Below are 19876 nucleotides of genomic sequence, written 5' to 3' on the forward strand. Positions count from 1 at the left end.
TCAGCCGGTGGTGTACCCGGGTCCGTACCGCCACTTCTCGTCCATCGTGACGGTGTGTATCCGCCAGCCCGGTTCCGTACGCCGCAGGTCGAAGACGTACCGGCCGCCCGACATCGTCGTCGGCGCAGTCCCTCCCGCCTCCCCGCCCCTTCGCGGGCTGAGGTAGTCCGCCCTCAGTCGCGCCAGGTCGCCGGGATACCCGCCCAGGTCCTGGAGGTCCAGGCGCCGGTTCACGATCAGGTGCTGGCGGACGGGAAGGAGCCGCATGCTGTCCTCCAGCCAGCGCACGGCCTCGGCCACCGGACCCTCCTCCCCGCCCGCACCCCGGTGGTCGACGCGGCCGTCCTGCGTGAACAGCGCGGCGTAGGCATCCCAGGCGCCGTCGTCCACCGCGGCAGCGTAATCACTGATCATTGTGTCGATGGAGAGCCGGTCCATCACCGTCGCGAGAGCCACGCGCTGTGTCATCGCCCAAGTCTCGGCCAGAGGGAGCGGCACGCCAAGAGGCGTGCGGGGTCGCACCGGACCGGATTCCCGCGCCGCCGGCCTTCGGGCTCCCCGGCGACGGCGCCGGGGCAGGGGAGGCACCTGGCCTTCACGGGGACGGGGAAGGGGCGCTGCCGGCCCCGGAAGCTCCGGACCGGCCGGACTGCCGCTCGTAGGGCGCCCCCGGAAGCGCGCGCCCGAGGCGGGCGAGTGGGGACAGGGCCATCACCGCAGGGGACAGCATCATTCCCGCGGCCGCCACCAGGAGACCGGTGCGCACCCCCCACTGCTGGGCGAGGAGGCCGCCCAGCACGGAACCGAGCGGTGTCAGACCCATGCCGACGAACGTGATCGTCGCGGCCGCGCGGCCCTGCATCCCGGCCGGCGTGGCGCTCTGCCGGATGGCCATGACCGCCACATTCACCATCTGCCCTCCCGCTCCGAACACGAAGCCGACGGCGACGAGCGCCGGAAGTGTCACCGCGGGGGAGCCGCGCAAAGCGGGGACACACAGGAACGCGCCGTCGCCGATCGTCGCGGCGCCGACGAGTACCGCACCGTAGCCGAACCGCTTCGGAAGGGCGGCGGCCAGCACGGAGCCCAGGAGCGCGCCGGGCCCCGTCGCCGCGAGTGCCAGGCCCACGGCGGCGCCCGACAGGTGCAGTTCCCGTGGCAGGAAGAGCAGATACACCGTCATCAGCGCGGCGAAGGAGAACTGGAAGACGGCCGATGCCAGGCACACGCTCCGCAGCGAGGCGTCGCGCAGGACGAGACGGAGGCCCTCATGGATCCGCCGCCACAAGGGGGGTTGGCGCTCCGAGCGGTCCGGGACCCGCTCGGTCCGGTGGATCCGGTGGACCGACAGGCACGAGAGCGCGAAGAAAAGGGCTCCGGAGGCCACTGCCAGGGGCGCGGAGACCAGGGACACGAGGGCACCCCCGAGGGCGGGACCGCCGACCTGGGCCGCCGAACGGCTGCCCTCGAGCGCGCTGTTGCCCCGCACCAGCTGGTCACGACGCACCAGACGCACGAGAGATGCCTGGTAGGCCACGTCGAAGAAGACGGACAGGACCCCTACGGCGAAGACGGCCGCGAGCAGCGTGGCCGTGCCGAACCGCCCGAACAGTGCGATCAGTGCCGCCGCGCCCAGGACGAGGGCCCGGCCGCTGTCCGCGAGCACCATCACCGTGCGGGTCCGCCATCCGTCCACCCACGCGCCGACGAAGAGTGTGAGCAGAAGGACCGGCGCCTGGCCGACGGCGCGCAGGACACCGAGAAGGCCGGGATCGGCGCCGAGCGTGAGGACCGCGTAGACTGCTCGCCGAGTTGGGAGGACGTCTGCCCCCACCACAGTCTGCGGAAGTCACCGTCCCTCAGAAGGCCCGGCGGAACAGGCCGGTCGGAATGTGGCGCGGCGGGGGAAGCGGACGGCACGGGAGACCCCTCGGTTTGCCGACGACGAGGCCCGCAACCGGGCACACCGGGGTGCGCCCGCGGTTCGGGCGTGAGAAGGCTCGCTGTGCCGCTACATCAGGGGCGGCACGCGATGACGGGCCGGTGAAGGCCGGGACGTCAGCGCGCGCCGGGACGACCGGGCATACCCGCAACTCCTCGTATGTCGTTCACCGCTGACGAACACCCGGTCCGATGGCCCGGCGCGGAAGCCGCTCCGGAACGCACGGCGGGCCGGCGGGTCACGCCGCTTCAGCGGCGCCGTGCTGCACGGCCGATCCCCACTCGACCAGAAGCCGTTCGTACTCCTGGCGGGCCTCCAGGGTACCCAGGCCACCGTCCACGAGCGTGCGGATCTGCGCGTTCAGCTCGGCGAGCGAGCGGACCCGCGTCGGCTCGGTGGAAGGGGTGGGCATGCGCAGATTCTACGGGCGTGAGCCGACAATCCGACCGGGTGCGTAGGGCATCCGCCTGTTTCGCCGTGCATCCTGCGGGCCGCGGACCCACCGCCCAGGCCGCTGCCGGGTCGGCGACCGGCCTTGCCCGACGGGCCGGCCGGGCCTCGCGAGCTGCTCACCTCTCCAGGTGACAGCGCTGTCCCATCTCCACGAGGCGTGCGGCCACGCCGCCTACCGTCAGGAACGCTCGGGAGATTTCCGGGAGATGATCTTCGCCTCGGAAGAATGGAATATTCCTGGCCGCCTTCCCCGGCGCACGTGATAGCCGACGCCGGGTATGTGCGCATCTGGCAGGTTATGAGGCGCTATGCCATCCGGCTGGTGTACGGCGTTCTTCCGCCGGTGGCCGGGACGGGTCCCCGGCGATGAGGGCCGGGCCCTCGAACATGCCTGCCCGGCCTGCTTTCGTCCCGTCTCAGGCGAGGCCGAGCTGCCGCATCATGCCGAGTTCGTCGCTGCTTCCCCAGCGTTCGACCAGCTTGCCGTTCTCGAAGCGGCTGATCTGCATGCCCCGGTAGGTGACCGCCTTCCCGGTCGGGGCATGGCCGAGCAGATCGCCGCGGTGTGTGCCCTTGATGGTGTAGGCGAAGGCGAGTTCGTCGTCGGTGGCCACCAGGTGCTCGACCTCGACCCGCAAGTCCGGGAACGCGATCCTCAGCTCGCGGAACATGCGCTGGTAGCCCTCCGGGCCCGGCCCCTGACCGGGCGCCGGGTCGTGGTCGACCGATCCGGGAGCGACCAGGTCACTGAGCGCGTCGAGGTTCCCGGTGGTGACCGCCTCTCCGAACGCGGTCTGCACGGCGATGTTCTCCTGCTGGGACACAGCTGCTCCTCGGTCTCGTGAACGCGCGCGGCGGCGCCGGAACAGCCGCCGCGGACACCGATCCTGCTTCGGCTGCCCGCAGGAGCGTGCCGACATGCCGAAGGCCACCCCGTACGGGTCACGCCTTGCCCCCACACGCCGCAGCCCGGCAAACCACCAGGACGGCGACCCTGTTCGTGACCCGCTGCGCAGCCGTCACCCGGACGGGACGACGCCGGGCCGTCCGTGGCGCACCCGGACGGCCCGTGACATCACGACCGGCCCGGGGACTCGCCCGGTCCGGCCGGGGGGCTCCGCCCCGGAACCGTTCGCCTCAGCCCGCCGACTCGCCGGCGTGGGGGCTCAGGGCACCCGCGCCGATCAGGGCGAACAGCACGATGCCCAGGATGATGCGGTAGACGACGAACGGCATGAAGCTCTTGGTGGTGATGAACTTCATAAACCATGCGATTACGGCGTATCCGACCGCAAAAGCGATGATTGTCGCGAAAATGGTGGGTCCCCAGGAGACGTGCCCCTCGCCCGCGTCCTTCAGTTCGAACACGCCCGAGGCGAGCACCGCGGGAACGGCCAGCAGGAAGGAGTAGCGCGCCGCCGCCTCGCGGGTGTAGCCCATCAGCAGACCACCGCTGATCGTCGCGCCGGACCGTGAGACGCCCGGGACCAGTGCCAGAGCCTGGCAGAAGCCGAAGATCAGGCCGTCCCTGACGCCCAGTTCCTTCAGGGACTTCCGCTCCTTGATCGCCCGGTGCTTGCCCCCGGTCTCGTCGCGGGCCGCGAGGCGGTCCGCGACGCCGAGGACCACACCCATGACGATCAGGGTCGTGGCGATCAGACGCAGATCACGGAACGGGCCCTCGATCTGGTCCTTGAAGGTCACACCGAGCACACCGATCGGAATCGACCCGACGATGACCAGCCACCCCATCTTCGCGTCGTGGTCACCACGCATGGCGGAGTTGGTCAGCGACCGGAACCAGGCCGAGACGATGCGCGCGATGTCCTTGCGGAAGTAGATGAGGACCGCGGCCTCGGTGCCGATCTGGGTGATCGCGGTGAACGCCGCTCCCGGGTCGTGCCAGCCCGCGAACGCCGCGGTCAGCCGCAGATGCGCGCTGGAGGAGATCGGCAGGAACTCGGTCAGTCCCTGAACGAGGCCCAGGACGAATGATTCGAACCAGCTCATGGGGCTTTGGCCATCCCGGAGATGCTCATGCAACGGCCGACGGACACGAAGGCCGTCGGCGGTGTGCGGATGCGGTCAGAAAAGGGGCGGGACACCACGGTCCCGGACATCCTCTGTCGGATGCGCGCAGCGTATCGCCTGTGGGTGAACGGACTGCCCGCTGCCCCCCGGCTTCGCCGCACCCACGCGCCCTCGTCAGGAGGGCCCGGCCGCCATGGCCAGCCGGTGGCGCCTGCGCCAGGCGACCAGTGCCGCACCGGCGCCGGACAGCACGATGAAGCCCATGGCCGCCAGGAAAACCGGCGAGGTCGGCGAGGACGCCGTGCTGCCCGCGACGACGTACGCCGCCGTGTTGGGGATGGAACCGAGCCCGGTGGCCAGCAGGAACGGTGGGTAGCCCATGCGGGAGGTCGCCGCGCAGTAGTTGGCCGCGGCGAAAGGCACCCCGGGGAAGAGCCGCAGCGCCAGCATGGACCGGAATCCGTGCCGGCTCAGCAATCCGTCCGCTGCCTTGAGGTACTTGCCTCGCAGCAGTGTGCGCAGCGCGTCCTGCCCCAGCACTCTGCCGAGCAGGAAGGAGATACCGGCGCCGACGACGGTGCCCGCCAGCGCCGCCGCCAGACCGGTCTGGGCGCCGAAGAGAGCTCCGGCGGCGAGGTTGAGCAGCGGGCGTGGCACGAACGCCACGGTGCACACGCCGTACGCGAGGCCGAACAGCAGCGCCGCGGCGGAACCGGTGAGCTGAGGTGGCCACCCGGAGGCCAGCAGTCTCTGTGGTTCGAACAGCACCATGGCGGTGGCGGCAGCGAGCAGGACCGCCACGAGAAGGGAGAACCGGGACCAGGGGGAGAGCAGCGCCCTCGTACAGCGCACTGCCAGGCCACCGGGGGGCCGTGTTGCGGGGACGGGGTCGAACATCTGGGGAGCGTAACCGAAACAGGTGTGTGATCGCCGTAATGTGCACAGCATGAGCAGCCCGGCGCAGCCCGTCCCCGTCGTACCGGCAAGTGCGCTCGCCGACACGGTGCTGCGGCGGCTCGTCCACGTGTATCCCGAGGCCGCCGATCCCGAACGTGCGGCCCAGGCGGCCGCGTACATGAAGAACGTCGCGCCCTTTCTCGGCATCGCCGCCCCTCGACGCCGGGAGCTGTCCAGGACCGTCCTGGCGGGCACTGACAGGCCGGACGAGACGGATCTCACCGCGATCGCCCTGCGCTGCTGGGAGTTGCCCGAGCGCGAGTACCAGTACTTCGCCGCCGACCTGCTGCGCCGCCACGCCGCACGCTGCTCGGCGGACTTCGTGCCGGTTCTTCGCCATCTCGTCTCCACGGTCCCCTGGTGGGACACCGTCGACGTGCTGGCTGCCCATGTGGCCGGGCCCCTCGTCGCGGCGGAACCGGAACTGCGGACCGCGATGGACGGCTGGATCGAGGACGACAGCGTCTGGATCGCCAGGACCGCGCTGCTGCACCAACTCCGTTACAGGGAGCGAACCGACACCGGCCGTCTCTTCGGCTACTGCCTGCTGCGCGCGGACCATCCGGACTTCTTCATCCGCAAGGCGATCGGCTGGTCCCTGCGCGAGTACGCAAAAACGGCCCCGGACGCCGTACGTGACTTCGTCGACGGCGCCCGGGACCGTCTGTCGCCCCTCTCCGTGCGCGAGGCGCTCAAGAACATCGGCTGAGGAGTCCCGGTCCTGGGACCGCCCGCCCCGCCGGAAAACCATTCGACGACGCCCGGCCGCTCCGCCATGATCAGGGCATGTTCCGGTACGCCTACCCCACAGCGCAGTCCGCAGTCGCGGACACGCCGAAGGCTGCCGCGAACCCTGAGGCCGCGACCGCAGCAGCACTCGACGCAGCGTTCACCGTTGTCACGGCGCCCTTCGGCGGCGCCCGAAGCTGACCCTCCCCCGACAGTCCGGCGGACCCCGTGAGGGGAGGGTCGGCGGGGCCCTGGGGTCTTCTCTCTCAGCTTCGAGCACCAAGGATCGAGACATGCCCAAGACGGCATACCTGCGCACCAAGCCGCACCTCAACATCGGCACCATGGGTCACGTCGACCACGGGAAGACCACCCTGACCGCCGCGATCACCAAGGTGCTCAGCGACCGGGGTACCGGCACCTTCGTGCCGTTCGACCGGATCGACCGGGCTCCCGAGGAGGCGCAGCGCGGCATCACCATCAACATCGCGCACGTCGAGTACGAGACCGACACCCGCCACTACGCGCACGTGGACATGCCCGGACACGCCGACTACATCAAGAACATGGTCACCGGGGCGGCGCAGCTCGACGGGGCGATCCTCGTCGTGTCCGCGCTCGACGGCATCATGCCGCAGACCGCGGAGCACGTCCTGCTGGCCCGTCAGGTCGGTGTCGACCACATCGTCGTCGCCCTCAACAAGGCCGACGCGGGTGACCCCGAGCTCACCGACCTGGTCGAGCTCGAGGTCCGCGAACTGCTCACCGCGCACGGCTACGGCGGGGACTCCGTTCCGGTCGTGCGGGTGTCGGGGCTCGGCGCGCTGCAGGGCGACCCACGCTGGACCGCGTCCATCGAGGGGCTGCTGGACGCCGTCGACACCTACGTACCGATCCCGGTGCGCTACACCGACGCGCCGTTTCTCCTGTCCGTGGAGAACGTGCTGACCATCACTGGCCGGGGCACCGTCGTCACCGGGGCCGTGGAGCGCGGCACGGTGCGCGTGGGGGACCGTGTGTCGGTGCTCGGCGCGGACGTCGAGACGGTCGTGACCGGGCTGGAGACCTTCGGGAAGCCGATGGAGTCCGCCGAGGCCGGCGACAACGTCGCGTTGCTGCTGCGAGGCGTCGAGCGTGACCGGGTCCGCCGCGGTCACGTGGTGGCCGCGCCCGGCAGCGTCACCCCGAGCCGGCGCTTCACCGCGCAGGTCTACGTCCTGTCGGGGCGGGAGGGGGGCCGCACGACGCCGGTCACCACGGGATACCGGCCGCAGTTCTACATCCGCACGGCCGATGTCGTCGGTGACGTCGACCTCGGCGAGGCGGCGGTCGCGCGGCCCGGCGAGACGGTCACGATGACCGTCGAACTCGGCCGTGACGTCCCGCTGGAGTCCGGCCTCGGCTTCGCGATCCGCGAGGGCGGCCGGACGGTGGGCGCCGGCACGGTCACCGCACTTCTCTGACCGTACGTCGCCGTCCGCCCCCCGGCCCCCGGGGACGCGGGCGGCGACGGCCGGTCCGTCCGGCCGAAGGCCCGGCGCCCGTCACAATGGGGGAGTGAACGAGTCGATACCCGTCATCCGCGACACCGGCCACGGCACTGCCAGGCTGCTGCCCGACGTCGACCGGGAGCGGGCGTGGCTGCTCACGGTGGACGGTGCCCCGCAGTCCTACGTCGACCTCGACGACCCGGAGCACCTGGAATTCGAGTACGTACGCCGGCTCGGCCATGTCGTGGACCGTGCCGCGGCCCCCGGTGTGCCGCTGGACATCCTGCATCTCGGCGGCGGCGCCCTCACGCTGCCGCGCTACGCGGCGCGGACCCGTCCCGGCTCACGTCAGGACGTGGCCGAAGCGGACGGCGGGCTCGTCGAGATGGTCGGCGAGTTCCTGCCGCTGCCCGAGGGGGCCGGGGTCACGGTGCACGCCGCCGACGCCCGGGCCTGGCTCGAACAGGCGCCGCGGGACTCCGCCGACCTCCTGATCGCCGACGTCTTCGGCGGCGCGCGGGTGCCCGCCCACCTGACGTCCGCCGAGTACGCCCGGTCCGCCGCCCGCGTCCTGAGAGCGGACGGGATCTACGCGGCCAACCTGGCCGACAGTGCGCCCTTCGCGTTCCTCCGCTCGCAACTGGCCAACTTCGCGGATGTGTTCGACGAGCTCGCCCTTATCGCCGAACCGGCCGTCCTGCGCGGCCGGCGCTTCGGCAACACCGTGCTTCTCGCCTCCCGGGCGCCGCTCGACATCGCCCCGCTGACCAGGCTGTGCGCCGCCGACGCCTTCCCCGCGAGGGTGGAGCACGGTGCATCGCTCAACCGTCTCGTCAACGGTGCGAGGCCGGTGCGGGACAGCGAGGCCGTCGCCTCACCCGAGCCGCCCGACGGGGCTTTCAGCATCGGCTGACTCCCGGGGGCGACCGGCGCCCCTATGTCCTTGACCGTGCTTCGGCGCGTCAGACTCCGTACGTCCGGCACCAGCAGCACGCCCGCCGTCACCAGGACGATCAGCGCCGCGCAGCCCCACAACGCCTCGCTGCGGCCCACGAGCGACTCGACCGGACCGGCCGCGGCCGTGGCCAGCGGCACCATCGCGACCGACCCGAACCAGTCGTACGCCGACACCCGGGACAGCTTCTCTTCCGGGATCTCCTGGTGCAGGGCCGTCATCCAGGACACCCCGAACACCTCGATGGCGATCCCGGTCACGAACATCACCCCGCAGAGTCCGGCCACCGGGAGGGGGATCGCGAGGCCCGCGGAAGGCAGCGCAAGCGGGAACACGCAGAGCGTCCCGGCCAGCAGCAGCTGTCGTGGTCTCCAGCGCATCATCAGGAGCGCCCCGCCCAGGGTGCCGACGCCGAACGCGGCGAGCGCGAGCCCCCAGGGGCGGGCACCGCCGAGCTGATCCCGCGCCACGAGTGGTCCGTATACGGCCTCCGCCGCCCCGACGACGGCGACGACCACGCTGAACTGGAGCACGATCGCCCAGAGCCAGGGCCGGCCGGCGACTTCCCGCCACCCGTCGCGCGGATCGGAGAGCAGCCCGCCGCCCGGGGCGCGGCCGGGGATGTGGCTCACGTCCAGAAAGGCCCGCCGGCCTTCCCGCACGGCGCGGCGCGTGGGAAGGGGGGAGGAGGCGGGGGAGGTCACCAAGGGACTATCCCCCGCAGCGGCCCCCCACCGCCAAATGGGTGCGCCCTGTGCGCCGGGCTGCCGGGGACTCAGGAAGGGCTCGCGCCGCTCTCCGCGCTTTCGGTCAGGCGCACGGTGCTGAGGATCTTCTGAATGGTGGCGTCCGGGAGTTCATCGTCGACCCCTGCGTTGGCGTAGAGGATCCAGGACGCGTACTCGGCCTTGGCGTTCTTGAAGGTGAACGCGATCGACTTGCCGTCGGTGTCGCACTTGTCCTTGTTCGCCAGATCTGTCGCCGTGGCGGTGGCGACGCTGCCGGAAAGGCCCGACTTGGTCGTGTAGGGCTTGGGCTCGCCGATCTTGACCTTGCTCTTCGGGTCCTCCTGCGCGTAGGCGGCCCAGACCCAGTTGGCTGCCTCGTTCTTCGCGGCCTCGTCGGTGCTCTTGGCGCCTTGGCCGCCCTTGGTGCCGACACCGGCCAGGCCGGTGTCCTCCTTGGTGCCGTCCTTGTCCGCGTCGTCGACGCACCACTTGCTCTTGTAGTGCGCGGGTGCGGAGAAGCCGACGGCCGGTGGGCCGGTGGGGTCCTTCACGTCCTCGAAACCGGAGAACACGCCGGTCCCCGCGACCTCCCAGTCACCGGGCACGTCGAACCGGGTGCCCCACTTGGGATTGGTCACGACCTTCCAGCCCGGGACGGTGGGCGCGGCGTCCTCGCCGCCGCGCGGGTTCGCCGCGGGCGAGGACGCCGTGTCGGACGGCTTCGCCGACGGCGACGAGGACGACTTGCCGCCGGCCACCGCCGGCCCGCCCTTGTCGTCCTTGTTGTTCATGACCACGACGCCCGTCACCACCGCCACTGCGACGACCGCGGTGGCGGCGACGACGGCGACGATCGTCGTCTTCCTCTTGTCGTCGGGTCGCGGGCCCCCGGGCTGCCCCGGTACGGCGTACTGCGGCGCGGTCGGCTGCTGGTACGGGTTGGGCTGCGGATAACCCGGCTGACCCTGCTGCTGGTACCCCGGCTGCTGATAGGGATTCGGCTGTTGGTACCCCGGCTGCTGGTACGGGTTGTGGTTCTGGTCCTGCGGGTTCTGCTCGCCCCCGGGCGGCTGCTGTCCTGGCCACATGGCCAGTAACCATAGAGGGGAGGGGCGCCCGCTGCTATGGGCGCCCCTGTGAGGGGATGGTCAAAGCCTGCTACTGGCTAGTAACATGACGTCCATGAGCACCCAAGAGACGACAGTCGGCGACATGCTGTCCGCGAGCGTCCCGATGGTCAGGACCCTCGGCATCACGTATCTGGAGACGACCGCGGAGCGCGCTGTCCTCTTGCTCCCGGACCAGGCCGAATATCACAACCACCTCGGTGGGCCGCACGCCGGAGCGATGTTCACCCTCGCCGAGTCGGCCAGCGGCGCGATAGTCGTGGCCGCCTTCGGAGATCAGATGGCACGGGCGGTCCCGCTGCCCGTCACCACGGAGATGGCCTTCAAGAAGGTGGCCATGGGTGATCTCACCGCGACCGCGGTGCTGGGCCGCCCGGCGGCCGAGGTCGTCGCCGAACTCGACGAGGGCAAGCGCCCCGAGTTCCCCGTGAGCGTCGAGATCCGGCGCGCCGACGGGGCCGTGACCAGTGAGATGAGCGTGGTCTGGACGCTGCGTCCGAACCGCTGAACGGGCACCGCTCCCACGCGGACCTGCCCGGGGGTCGCGACGACCGCTCCCGCCCGCCGGACCGGTAGGCTGCCCGCCGTGCACCATGCGTGGTGCACGGCGACAGTTTTTTTACGGGAAGGACCGGCGATGCACGTCCAGGAGTGGTTGGAGACCGTACCCGCGGTCAGCATTTACCTCCTGGTGGGGGTCGTCATCGGGCTCGAAAGCCTGGGCATCCCGCTGCCCGGCGAGATCATCCTCGTGAGTTCGGCTCTCCTCGCCTCCCAGCACGGCGACATCGACCCGGTGGTGCTCGGCGCCTGCGCCTCGGCCGGGGCGATCATCGGCGACTCGGTCGGTTACGCCATCGGCCGCAGAGGCGGCCGCCCGCTGCTCGCGTGGCTCGGCGGCAGGTTCCCCAAGCACTTCGGCGCGCCACAGATCGCCCTGGCGGAGCGGTCGTTCGAGAAATGGGGGATGTGGGCGGTCTTCTTCGGCCGCTTCGTCGCACTGCTGCGGATCTTCGCAGGGCCCCTGGCAGGCGTCCTCCGGATGCCGTACTGGAAGTTCCTGATCGCCAACGTGCTGGGCGGGATCGTCTGGGCCGGTGGCACCACCGCCGTCATCTACTCGGTGGGCGTCGTCGCCGAGGCGTGGCTCAAGCGCTTCTCATGGCTGGGGCTGCTGGCGGCCGTGCTGTTCGGCCTCGTCTCCATGCTGGTGCTGAAGAACAGGGCCAGGAAGGCAGCCGAACAGGCCGACGCTCCTGTCGCGGCACCCGAGCCGGACGCGGTGCCGGCGGCCGACTGAAACCGGCTTCGTCCCGAGCGGGACATGGGGCGGCCTCTTCCGGTGCGCCCTCGCCCCGTTGGTTCCGGTGCGCGTGCGATGCGCCTTCGCCCGGTCAGTTGTTCCGGTGCGCCTCGCGGTGCGCCTTCGCCAGCTCCACGTAACCGGCCGCGTTGAAGGCGATGCCCTCCCGCTCCTCGTCGGTCAGCTGCCGCTTCACCTTGGCGGGTACTCCGGCGACCAGGGAGCCCGGGGGGACTCGCATCCCCTGCGGGACGAGTGCCTGCGCCGCGATCAGTGAACCAGCGCCGATGTGGGCGCCGTTGAGCACGGTGGCTCCCATGCCGACCAGGACGTCGTCCTCGATCACGCAGCCGTGCAGCACGGCGTTGTGGCCCACGGAGACGCGGGCGCCCACGGTCAGGGGGAAGCCGGGGTCGGTGTGGACGCTGCAGTTGTCCTGGATGTTGCTGCCCGGTCCGAGCGAGATGGGACCGCAGTCGGCGCGCAGCACGGCCTGGTACCAGACGCTGGAACCCGCGGCCAACGACACCTCGCCGACGACGACGGACGTCGGTGCGAGGAAGGCGTCCGGGTCGATGTCCGGTTCCCTGCCGCCGATGCCGGTGACCAATGCCTGCTCTGCCATCGCCTGCTCCTCCGCTGGAATATGGTGCGTGCGGCGCCCCTTGCTCCGGACGAACCGTAATGGACGCCCCCATCTGCCCGCTGAGGTGGGGTGAACATCACAGCCCGCCGCGCGGACCCGCTCCGGACCGGCCGACTACCGTGAGCGGGTGCCGAAGAACCGAAACACGTTCTCCTCCCTGGCCCGCATCCGCCGTGGTGTCACGTCCCGCGCCGTCCACCGTGTCTGGGCCTGGGCGCAGGAGACCGGAGCGGTCACCTCGCAGCATCCGGGGCGGCTCCGATTCGGCCGCATCGGTACGGGCACCCGCCTCGCCTTCCCGCAGGGCACGGTGTTCGGGGAGCCGTGGATCGAGCTCGGCGACCACTGCATCATCGGAGAGCGGGTGACCCTCACCGCCGGGCTGATGCCCGACCTCGACCTCGGCTCCGAGCCCATCCTGACGCTCGGCAACGGTGTCGTGCTGGGCCGCGGAAGTCATGTCATCGCCGACACCACGGTGTCGATCGGCCCGGACACGTACTGCGGCCCGTACGTCTACATCACCTCCACCAACCACAGTTACGACGACCCTCACGAGCCCGTCGGCAAGCAGTGGCCGCGCATGGAGCCGGTCTCGATCGGTCCGGGGTGCTGGATCGGCACCGGAGCGGTCATCCTTCCGGGTGCCAGGCTGGGCCGGAACGTCGTGGTCGCGGCGGGGGCCGTCGTGCGCGGAGAGGTACCCGACCACGCGGTGGTGGCGGGGGCACCGGCCAGGGTGGTGCGGAGCTGGGACCCGCAGGAGGGCTGGCAGCCGCCCCTGCGGACGCCGGCACCGGTGCCCATTCCGGACGGGGTCACTCCCGAACAGCTCCAGGCCGTGGCGCTCCTGCTGGAGGAACCGGCGCCGGAAGCCTGACCCCTGCCGGGAGCGGCGGACTCGATCGACCCGTGCTCGCCGGGGCGCCTGTCCGGCAGGGCATGCGCCGGGTGAGCAGGCCGCCGCCGAAGTCGGCCAGACCCCACAGCAGGCTCGTGGCCAGGGCGAACAGGGCTGCCATCGAGCGCCTCGCAGTACAGTGCGGTGGTCGGGTGGGTGCACCACACCGTAGTGCAGTATTTTCGACTCTGTCATTCAGGATATTGGACGGAATGTGTCTGACCTCGATCAGCTCACGCAGTCGCTCGCCCGCAACCTCAAGCGCTGGCGAGGTGAGCGGGGGTTCACCCTGGACGCCCTCGCTGCCCGGGCGGGGGTCAGCCGGGGCATGATCATCCGGATCGAGCAGGCGCGAACGAACCCGAGTGTCGGGACCACTGTGAAGCTGGCCGACGCGCTGGGAGTCAGCATCACGGCCCTGCTCGACTACGAGCAGGGTCCACAGGTGCGACTGGTGCCCGAAGAACAGGCGGTGCGCATGTGGTCGACGGAAGCGGGCAGTTCGACGACACTGCTGGTCGGCACCGAGGCCCGGGGGCCGATCGAGCTCTGGTCCTGGCGCCTCATGCCCGGTGACGCCAGCGCCTCCGACCCGCACCCCGAGGGCACGGTCGAACTCCTCCACGTCACGGCGGGCAGGATGACGCTGGTCGTGGACGGTGAGGCGCACCACGTGCCGGCCGGGACGTCGGCGACGTTCGAGGCCCATGTGCCGCACAGCTACCGCAACGACGGTGACGAGCCTGCCGAGATGACCATGGCCGTGTCGATCCCGCCGGTGCGCCGGGAGGGCAAGTGAGCCGCCGCTGAGGGATGTCGGCGTGAGCCGTATGCGCGCACCCCTGGGCACCTTCAGTGATGCCCCGCCCGCCGCCGAACGGCTGGACCTGCTCATCCCGCCTCGTACTCCCACCAGCGGCGCCTTCCGTCCGGCGCAACCACGCAGCGGTAGGCGCGTCGCCGTCAGCGGCGGGCGCGGGGGCGTGCGGGGATGATCAGGAGCGGTGGGGCAAGCGGGGTATCTCGATTGCGGGACAGCGGTCCATCACGATGTCGAGCCCGGCTTCCCGCGTGCGTGCGTACGCCTCCTCGTCGATCACGCCGAGCTGGAACCAGACCGCCTTCGCCCCTGCCGCCACCGCCTCGTCGGCGACGCCTCCGGCCAGTTCGCTGTTGACGAAGACGTCCACCACGTCGACGGGGAAGGGGATCTCCGCCAGCGAGGCGTATCCCTGTTCGCCGTGGACCCTCTCGGCCTTGGGATGGACCGGTACCACCTTCTTCCCGAAGAGCTGGAGGACCTCTGCCACCCCGTACGCGGCGCGGGAGCGGTTGCCGGACAGGCCGACCACCGCCCAGGTGTCGCCCGTGTCCTGGAGAATCCTGCGGATCGTGTCATCGTCTGCGTACATGCCCGGACAACGGACGGTCACGCCGAACCATTCCCCACGGGAGAGTGAAGGGCGCGGTGGAGCGGGCGCATAGGGTGGGCGGATGCAGGAGCAGTACCGCACCGTCGCCCGCGCGGGTGTGCACGAGACCGAGGTGGGCCGATCGCGCTTCCTCTGCGCACTCGCCCCGGCGGCCACCGAGCACGAGGCGCAGGAGTTCGTCGCGCGCATCCGCAAGGAGCACCCCACCGCCAACCACAACTGCTTCGCGTACGTCATCGGGGCCGAGGCCGCGGTGCAGAAGGCCAGTGACGACGGCGAACCCGGCGGGACGGCGGGCGTCCCGATGCTGCAGATGCTCATGCGCCGTGAGGTGCGGTACAGCGTGGCCGTGGTCACGCGCTATTTCGGCGGGGTCAAACTCGGCGCGGGCGGGCTGATCCGCGCGTACGGCGGCGCGGTCGGGGAGGCGCTCGACGTTCTGGGCACGGTCACCCGGCGCCGGTTCCGGCTCGCCACCGTGACCGTGGACCACCACAGGGCGGGCAAGCTGGAGAACGATCTGCGCACGAGCGGCCACGCCGTCCACGACGTCACATACGCGGAGGCGGTCACCTTCGGGATCGGGCTCCCGGACGCCGAGGTCGACGAATTCAGGGGCTGGCTGGCCGACGCCACAGCGGGCTCCGCGACCCTCGAACTGGGTGGCGAGGCGTACGGGGACGTCCGGGGCGGATGAGGTGTCCCGGACCCCGCGGCACTAGCGTGGCCGGGCCCGGCGCGGAAACCCGCGGCGGGCAGGACGCCGGACCGGTGAGGTCCTGGGGGCGGAGGAAGTGGAACATGCGGGTCGAAACAGCCGGAGTGACGTCGTGAGGATCCTGCACACCTCGGACTGGCACCTGGGCCGGTCGCTCCACAGGGTCTCCCTGCTCGAAGCCCAGGCGGCGTTCGTCGACCACCTCGTGGGGACGGTGCGGCAGCGGGCGGTCGACGTCGTCGTCGTGGCCGGAGACGTGTACGACCGAGCCGTTCCGCCACTCACGGCCGTCCAGCTGTTCGACGACGCGCTGCACCGGCTCGCGGCGGCCGGAGTGCCCACGGTCATGATCTCCGGGAACCACGACTCGGCCCGCAGGCTGGGCGTCGGCGCCGGGCTGATCGCCCGGGCCGGCATCCACCTGCGCACCGAACCCGCGGACTGCGCCACCCCGGTCCTGCTGGAGGATGCCCACGGCGAGGTGGCGTTCTACGGGCTGCCGTATCTCGAACCCGCCCTCGTGAAGGACACCCTGGGCGCCCCGAAGGCCGGGCACGAAGCCGTCCTCACGGCAGCCATGGACCGGGTACGGGCCGATCTGGCCTCCCGGCCGGGCGGGACCCGCTCCGTGGTCCTCGCCCACGCGTTCGTCGCGGGCGGTGAACCCAGCGACAGCGAGCGCGACATCACGGTCGGCGGGGTGGCGGCGGTGCCCGCCGGCGTCTTCGACGGCGTCGACTACGTCGCGCTCGGCCACCTGCACGGCTCCCAGACCGTCACGGAGAGGGTGCGCTACTCGGGCTCGCCGCTCGCCTACTCATTCTCCGAGCACGTGCACCGCAAGTCCATGTGGCTCGTCGAACTCGGCCCCGGTGGTGAACTCGGCGCCGAGCGGATCGACTGCCCGGTACCGCGCCCTCTCGCCCGCCTGCGCGGACGCCTGGGCAGCCTCCTCGACGACCCCGCGCTCGAACGGCACCGCGACTCCTGGGTGGAGGCCACTCTCACGGACCCGGTACGCCCGGACGAGCCCATGGCCAGGCTCACCGAGCGCTTCCCGCACACCCTCAGCCTGGTCTTCGAACCGGAGCGGCGCCCCGAGGACCCCCTCACGTCGTACGCCCAGCGGCTCAGGGGCCGCGACGACCAGCAGATCGCGGAGGACTTCGTGGCCCATGTACGCGGCGGCAGCGGCCCCAGCGCACAGGAGCGGACGGTACTGCGTGACGCCTTCGACGACGTGCGGGTCGATGACGTGGTGGACGAGGTGGCGCGTTGAGGCTGCACAAGCTCACCCTGACCGCGTTCGGGCCGTTCGGCGGCACCCAGGAGGTCGACTTCGACGCCCTGTCCGCCGCGGGGATCTTCCTGCTGCACGGACCGACCGGCGCGGGCAAGACATCCGTACTCGACGCCGTCTGCTACGGCCTGTACGGCGCCGTCCCCGGTGCCCGGCAGAGTCCGGGCACCTCGTTGCGGAGTGACCACGCCCCGGCGGATCTCCCGACGGAGGTGCGCCTGGAGCTGACCATCGGCGGGCGCCGCCTGGAGATCACCAGGAGGCCCGCGCAGCCCCGCCCGAAGAAGCGGGGCGGGGGTTTCACAACGGAGAAGGCGCAGAGCCTGCTGCGCGAGTACGACGCCGAGAAGAGCTGGCAGGCACTCAGCCGCTCGCACCAGGAGATCGGCGAAGAGATCGGCGTGCTCATCGGGATGAGCCGCGAACAGTTCTGCCAGGTCGTCCTGCTGCCCCAGGGTGACTTCGCCCGCTTCCTGCGCGCCGACGCCGAGGCGCGCGGAAAGCTGCTCGGGAGGCTCTTCGACACCCGCCGTTTCGCGGCCGTCGAGGACCGCCTGGCCGAGCTGCGCCGGACGGCCGAGGCCCGGGTCAAGGCCGCCGACGAACAGATCCTCGCCCTGGCCCAGCGCATCGCACAGGCCGCCGGACCGGCAGCGGAAGAGGCGGACCTCCCCGAGGAACGTCCGGGTGAGCCCGGACTGGCCGAGGGAATCCTCCAGTGGGCCGCGGTCGCGCGCAGCGGGGCCCAGGAGCGACTCGACATCGCCCGATGCGTCCTGGACGGCGTGGAGGGCAGGAACGCGGCCGCGCGTGAGGCGCTCGAGGCCGAGCGTGAACTCGCCCGCCTCCAGCAGCGGTACGAGGAGACCCGTCGGCGTGCCGCGGGACTGGAGGACCGTCGCGCCGAGCGCGACCGCTGCCACGAGCAGCTGACCCGCGCGCGCAAGGCCGACCTCGTCGTCCCGGCGCTCGAACTCCGGGACGACGCGGAACGTGCGCACCGCTCCGCCGTCGCGGAGCGCGAGCGGTCCCGCGCCGGACTCCCGCCCGATCTGGCCGATGCCGGCTTCGACCAGCTCGCCGAGAGGGAGCGGGGCATCCGGGCGGAGCTGGGAGCGCTCGACGCGGCGCGCCGGGCCGAGCGGCGCAGCAGGGAGATCGACGCCGAACGGGCGGGACTGGAGCGGCAGTCCCGTTCCGATGACGAACTGATCCTGGAGGCGGCGGACTGGCTGGCGGGATGGGACGCAACCCGCCGAGGTCTCACGGAACGTGTGGAGACGGCGCAGCTCGCCGCGACCCGGGCGGAGCAACTGGCGGGCCGGCTCGCCCCGGCACGCAGGAGGCTGGACGCGGCACGCCGTCGTGACGCACTCACCGCGCAGGAGGAACAGGCGACGGCGGACCTCACGCGGGCCCGTGAGCGGGCAGTCGCGGCACACGAGCACTGGCTCGGACTGCGCGAGCAGCGACTTCAGGGCATCGCCGCGGAACTGGCGGACCGGCTGGTCGACGGCTCGGCCTGTGCGGTGTGCGGCTCGGTCGAACACCCCGACCCCGCCCGCGCGGCGGCGGGCCACGTGGACCGGGCCACCGAGGAAGCGGCGCTCGCCGCTCACCGGCGGGCCGAACAGGTACGCGCGGAGGAGGAGAGCGTGCTCGGCGTGCTGCGTGAACGGCTGGCGGCGGCACGGGCGGAAGCCGCCGGAGACGGCGACCCGGCTGATCCAGCCGGAGCGGGGCACGAGCCTGGCCCGGCGGACCGTGGGTACCCCGCCTCCGTCGCCGGGCTGCAGGAGGCCGTGGACCGGCTCACCGGGGAGCACGCGCAAGCGCACCGGCTGGCCGCCGGGACGCACGCGGCCCGGGAAGCCCTCGCCGCCGCCGAACGCGAGCACCTCGTGCGGCTCGACGCACGCCGGCAGGCGGAGCGCCGTGCGGCGGCCCGGACCTCCCAGAAGGAAGCCCTCGACCGAGAACAGGGCTCACTGGAAGTTGAGTTGGCCCAGGCGCGCGGCACCTGCGGTTCGGTCGCCGAGCATGCGGACCTGCTGGGGCGGCGGGCCCGTCTGCTCGCGGGCGCGGCAGAGGCCCTCCGTGCCGAGCAGACTGCTGCCGAACGGCTCAAGGAAGCGGACGGCAGGCTCGCCGACGCTGCGTTCCGGGCCGGGTTCGACACCCCGCAGGCCGCCGCGGCGAAGGTCCTCGGCGACACGGCGCAGCGGGAACTCCAGCACCGTATCGACGCCTGGCAGACGGAAGCCGCCACGGTCGCCGACCGGCTGGCCGAGAAGGACGCCGGGGCGGCAGCGCAGCGTCCGCCTGCCGCGCCGGGCGACGCACAGGCGGCGTACGACCTGTCGGTGAGGGCACTGCGCGAGAGCGCGGCCTCCCATGCCGCCGCTCGGGAGCGCGGCACCGAACTCGGCAGGCTCTCGCGCCTTGCCGCGGACGAGGTGCGCGGGCTGGGTCCGCTGCGCAAGGAGTACGAGCGGGTGGCCCGGCTCGCCGGCCTGACCGCGGGTACGTCGGCGGACAACGAACGCAAGATGCGGCTGGAGGCGTACGTGCTGGCGGCCCGCCTGGAACAGGTGGCCGCCGCCGCCACGGCCCGCCTCCAGCGCATGTCGTCCGGCCGCTACACGCTGGTCCACTCCGACGAGCGCAGCGGGGGCCGGCGGGCGGGGCTCGGCCTGCACGTCGTCGATTCCTGGACGGGCAGGGAGCGCGACACGGCGACCCTGTCCGGCGGAGAGACGTTCTTCGCCTCGCTCGCCCTGGCTCTCGGCCTCGCCGACGTGGTGACGGACGAGGCGGGCGGCGTGCGGCTGGACACACTCTTCATCGACGAGGGCTTCGGCAGTCTGGACGACCAGACCCTCGACGAGGTGCTGGACGTCCTGGACTCCCTGCGGGAGCGGGACCGCAGCGTCGGCATCGTCAGCCACGTCGCCGACCTGCGCCGCCGTATCCCAGTCCAGCTCGAAGTGGTGAAGGAGCGTCACGGGTCGGCGGTGCGGCACCGGGCGGGCGGCACGCTCAGCGGCTGACGGCCCGCCCGGGCAGCGGCGAGGAGTACACGACGCTCGTGGTCACGGAACCGAGGGTGCCGATCCGGCCCGCGACCTGGAACGGCTTGTAGTTGCCGGCGCGGGACCTGCCG

At 71.7% G+C, this 19876-nt stretch carries 19 protein-coding genes and 3 pseudogenes; 11 read left to right on the plus strand and 11 right to left on the minus strand.

All coding sequences use genetic code 11. The features are described 5' to 3' along the window. The 6 genes and pseudogenes from ACFU5K_RS06835 to ACFU5K_RS06860 form a co-directional block, all read right to left on the minus strand. Nucleotides 1–468 (minus strand): nuclear transport factor 2 family protein, encoded by a 468-nt coding sequence (locus tag ACFU5K_RS06835; RefSeq protein ID WP_384057721.1) that lies wholly within the window; start codon nucleotides 466–468, stop codon nucleotides 1–3. Nucleotides 469–595: 127 nt separating this feature from the next. After that, nucleotides 596–1920: pseudogene (locus ACFU5K_RS06840) on the minus strand (MFS transporter). A gap of 260 nt (nucleotides 1921–2180) precedes the next feature. Continuing rightward, complete coding sequence (locus tag ACFU5K_RS06845; RefSeq protein ID WP_384057723.1) at nucleotides 2181–2354, minus strand: hypothetical protein; 174 nt, start codon at nucleotides 2352–2354, stop codon at nucleotides 2181–2183. 457 nt (nucleotides 2355–2811) lie between these two features. Next, nucleotides 2812–3219, minus strand: a complete 408-nt coding sequence (locus ACFU5K_RS06850) for an ester cyclase (RefSeq protein ID WP_384057724.1) — start codon at nucleotides 3217–3219, stop codon at nucleotides 2812–2814. A 313-nt stretch (nucleotides 3220–3532) separates the two neighbouring features. Then, nucleotides 3533–4405 carry an undecaprenyl-diphosphate phosphatase gene (locus ACFU5K_RS06855; RefSeq protein WP_384057725.1) on the minus strand — a complete coding sequence of 291 codons (873 nt, stop codon included), beginning with the start codon at nucleotides 4403–4405 and terminating at the stop codon, nucleotides 3533–3535. Nucleotides 4406–4600: 195 nt separating this feature from the next. Beyond that, on the minus strand, nucleotides 4601–5323 hold the full coding sequence (locus ACFU5K_RS06860) for a TVP38/TMEM64 family protein (RefSeq protein ID WP_384057727.1): 723 nt from the start codon (nucleotides 5321–5323) through the stop codon (nucleotides 4601–4603). 49 nt (nucleotides 5324–5372) lie between these two features. Here ACFU5K_RS06860 and ACFU5K_RS06865 point away from each other — a divergent pair, with 49 nt between their 5' ends. The 4 genes from ACFU5K_RS06865 (at nucleotide 5373) to ACFU5K_RS06880 (ending at nucleotide 8515) form a co-directional block, all read left to right on the plus strand. Further along, on the plus strand, nucleotides 5373–6092 hold the full coding sequence (locus ACFU5K_RS06865; RefSeq protein WP_384057729.1) for a DNA alkylation repair protein: 720 nt from the start codon (nucleotides 5373–5375) through the stop codon (nucleotides 6090–6092). 77 nt (nucleotides 6093–6169) lie between these two features. After that, the gene (locus ACFU5K_RS06870) at nucleotides 6170–6313 is read left to right on the plus strand and encodes a hypothetical protein (protein WP_384057730.1); all 144 of its coding nucleotides are present in this window, start codon (nucleotides 6170–6172) and stop codon (nucleotides 6311–6313) included. Between the two features lie 92 nt (nucleotides 6314–6405). Then, a complete protein-coding gene (tuf, locus tag ACFU5K_RS06875; RefSeq protein ID WP_384057732.1) occupies nucleotides 6406–7575 on the plus strand; it encodes an elongation factor Tu in 1170 nt (389 codons plus the stop codon). Nucleotides 7576–7669: 94 nt separating this feature from the next. After that, the gene (locus ACFU5K_RS06880) at nucleotides 7670–8515 is read left to right on the plus strand and encodes a spermidine synthase (RefSeq protein ID WP_384057734.1); all 846 of its coding nucleotides are present in this window, start codon (nucleotides 7670–7672) and stop codon (nucleotides 8513–8515) included. On the opposite strand, the pseudogene ACFU5K_RS06885 reads toward ACFU5K_RS06880, so the two are convergent. Both ACFU5K_RS06885 and ACFU5K_RS06890 read right to left on the minus strand, forming a co-directional pair. Continuing rightward, nucleotides 8477–9222, minus strand: a pseudogene (locus tag ACFU5K_RS06885) (MFS transporter); the annotation flags it as partial. The gene ACFU5K_RS06880 and the pseudogene ACFU5K_RS06885 overlap by 39 nt on opposite strands. Nucleotides 9223–9332: 110 nt before the next feature. Next, entirely contained in the window at nucleotides 9333–10373 is a 1041-nt protein-coding gene (locus ACFU5K_RS06890; RefSeq protein ID WP_384057735.1) for a hypothetical protein, read from the minus strand. A gap of 94 nt (nucleotides 10374–10467) precedes the next feature. Between ACFU5K_RS06890 and ACFU5K_RS06895 the strand changes: the two genes are divergently transcribed. After that, nucleotides 10468–10920, plus strand: a complete 453-nt coding sequence (locus ACFU5K_RS06895) for a DUF4442 domain-containing protein (RefSeq protein WP_384057737.1) — start codon at nucleotides 10468–10470, stop codon at nucleotides 10918–10920. Between the two features lie 129 nt (nucleotides 10921–11049). Continuing rightward, on the plus strand, nucleotides 11050–11712 hold the full coding sequence (locus ACFU5K_RS06900) for a DedA family protein (RefSeq protein WP_384057739.1): 663 nt from the start codon (nucleotides 11050–11052) through the stop codon (nucleotides 11710–11712). 94 nt (nucleotides 11713–11806) lie between these two features. Here ACFU5K_RS06900 and ACFU5K_RS06905 read toward each other — a convergent pair whose 3' ends face one another. After that, nucleotides 11807–12340: a gamma carbonic anhydrase family protein gene (locus tag ACFU5K_RS06905; RefSeq protein WP_384057741.1), complete on the minus strand. Its 534-nt coding sequence runs from the start codon at nucleotides 12338–12340 to the stop codon at nucleotides 11807–11809. A 148-nt stretch (nucleotides 12341–12488) separates the two neighbouring features. Here ACFU5K_RS06905 and ACFU5K_RS06910 point away from each other — a divergent pair, with 148 nt between their 5' ends. After that, on the plus strand, nucleotides 12489–13241 hold the full coding sequence (locus tag ACFU5K_RS06910; protein ID WP_384057743.1) for an acyltransferase: 753 nt from the start codon (nucleotides 12489–12491) through the stop codon (nucleotides 13239–13241). A 235-nt stretch (nucleotides 13242–13476) separates the two neighbouring features. Continuing rightward, nucleotides 13477–14061, plus strand: coding sequence for a helix-turn-helix domain-containing protein (locus ACFU5K_RS06915; RefSeq protein WP_384057745.1), 585 nt, complete (start codon nucleotides 13477–13479; stop codon nucleotides 14059–14061). Between the two features lie 196 nt (nucleotides 14062–14257). On the opposite strand, the gene ACFU5K_RS06920 is transcribed toward ACFU5K_RS06915, so the two are convergent. Further along, a complete protein-coding gene (locus tag ACFU5K_RS06920; protein ID WP_384057746.1) occupies nucleotides 14258–14674 on the minus strand; it encodes a CoA-binding protein in 417 nt (138 codons plus the stop codon). A gap of 82 nt (nucleotides 14675–14756) precedes the next feature. Here ACFU5K_RS06920 and ACFU5K_RS06925 point away from each other — a divergent pair, with 82 nt between their 5' ends. The 3 genes from ACFU5K_RS06925 to ACFU5K_RS06935 all read left to right on the plus strand — a co-directional run bounded on the left by ACFU5K_RS06925 (nucleotide 14757) and on the right by ACFU5K_RS06935 (nucleotide 19763). After that, entirely contained in the window at nucleotides 14757–15392 is a 636-nt protein-coding gene (locus ACFU5K_RS06925) for a YigZ family protein (protein ID WP_384057748.1), read from the plus strand. 133 nt (nucleotides 15393–15525) lie between these two features. After that, on the plus strand, nucleotides 15526–16692 hold the full coding sequence (locus ACFU5K_RS06930; RefSeq protein ID WP_384057750.1) for an exonuclease SbcCD subunit D: 1167 nt from the start codon (nucleotides 15526–15528) through the stop codon (nucleotides 16690–16692). Then, on the plus strand, nucleotides 16689–19763 hold the full coding sequence (locus ACFU5K_RS06935; RefSeq protein WP_384057752.1) for an AAA family ATPase: 3075 nt from the start codon (nucleotides 16689–16691) through the stop codon (nucleotides 19761–19763). The genes ACFU5K_RS06930 and ACFU5K_RS06935 overlap by 4 nt, the downstream gene beginning before the upstream one ends. Here ACFU5K_RS06935 and ACFU5K_RS06940 read toward each other — a convergent pair. Beyond that, nucleotides 19753–19842, minus strand: a pseudogene (locus ACFU5K_RS06940) (Lrp/AsnC family transcriptional regulator); the annotation flags it as partial. The gene ACFU5K_RS06935 and the pseudogene ACFU5K_RS06940 sit on opposite strands and share 11 nt — an antisense overlap. Nucleotides 19843–19876 lie beyond the last annotated feature (34 nt).

The sequence above is a fragment of the Streptomyces sp. NPDC057428 genome, assembly GCF_042803195.1.
Taxonomy (GTDB): Bacteria; Actinomycetota; Actinomycetes; order Streptomycetales; family Streptomycetaceae; genus Streptomyces.

Bases quoted from the DNA above. Each gene is read 5' to 3' on its own strand.
- ACFU5K_RS06835 (WP_384057721.1), bottom strand. From the start codon at position 468: ATGACACAGCGCGTGGCTCTCGCGACGGTGATGGACCGGCTCTCCATC.
- ACFU5K_RS06845 (WP_384057723.1), bottom strand. From the start codon at position 2,354: ATGCCCACCCCTTCCACCGAGCCGACGCGGGTCCGCTCGCTCGCCGAG.
- ACFU5K_RS06855 (WP_384057725.1), bottom strand. From the start codon at position 4,405: ATGAGCTGGTTCGAATCATTCGTCCTGGGCCTCGTTCAGGGACTGACC.
- ACFU5K_RS06860 (WP_384057727.1), bottom strand. From the start codon at position 5,323: ATGTTCGACCCCGTCCCCGCAACACGGCCCCCCGGTGGCCTGGCAGTG.
- ACFU5K_RS06865 (WP_384057729.1), top strand. From the start codon at position 5,373: ATGAGCAGCCCGGCGCAGCCCGTCCCCGTCGTACCGGCAAGTGCGCTC.
- ACFU5K_RS06870 (WP_384057730.1), top strand. From the start codon at position 6,170: ATGTTCCGGTACGCCTACCCCACAGCGCAGTCCGCAGTCGCGGACACG.
- tuf (WP_384057732.1), top strand. From the start codon at position 6,406: ATGCCCAAGACGGCATACCTGCGCACCAAGCCGCACCTCAACATCGGC.
- ACFU5K_RS06890 (WP_384057735.1), bottom strand. From the start codon at position 10,373: ATGTGGCCAGGACAGCAGCCGCCCGGGGGCGAGCAGAACCCGCAGGAC.
- ACFU5K_RS06895 (WP_384057737.1), top strand. From the start codon at position 10,468: ATGAGCACCCAAGAGACGACAGTCGGCGACATGCTGTCCGCGAGCGTC.
- ACFU5K_RS06900 (WP_384057739.1), top strand. From the start codon at position 11,050: ATGCACGTCCAGGAGTGGTTGGAGACCGTACCCGCGGTCAGCATTTAC.
- ACFU5K_RS06905 (WP_384057741.1), bottom strand. From the start codon at position 12,340: ATGGCAGAGCAGGCATTGGTCACCGGCATCGGCGGCAGGGAACCGGAC.
- ACFU5K_RS06920 (WP_384057746.1), bottom strand. From the start codon at position 14,674: ATGTACGCAGACGATGACACGATCCGCAGGATTCTCCAGGACACGGGC.
- ACFU5K_RS06925 (WP_384057748.1), top strand. From the start codon at position 14,757: ATGCAGGAGCAGTACCGCACCGTCGCCCGCGCGGGTGTGCACGAGACC.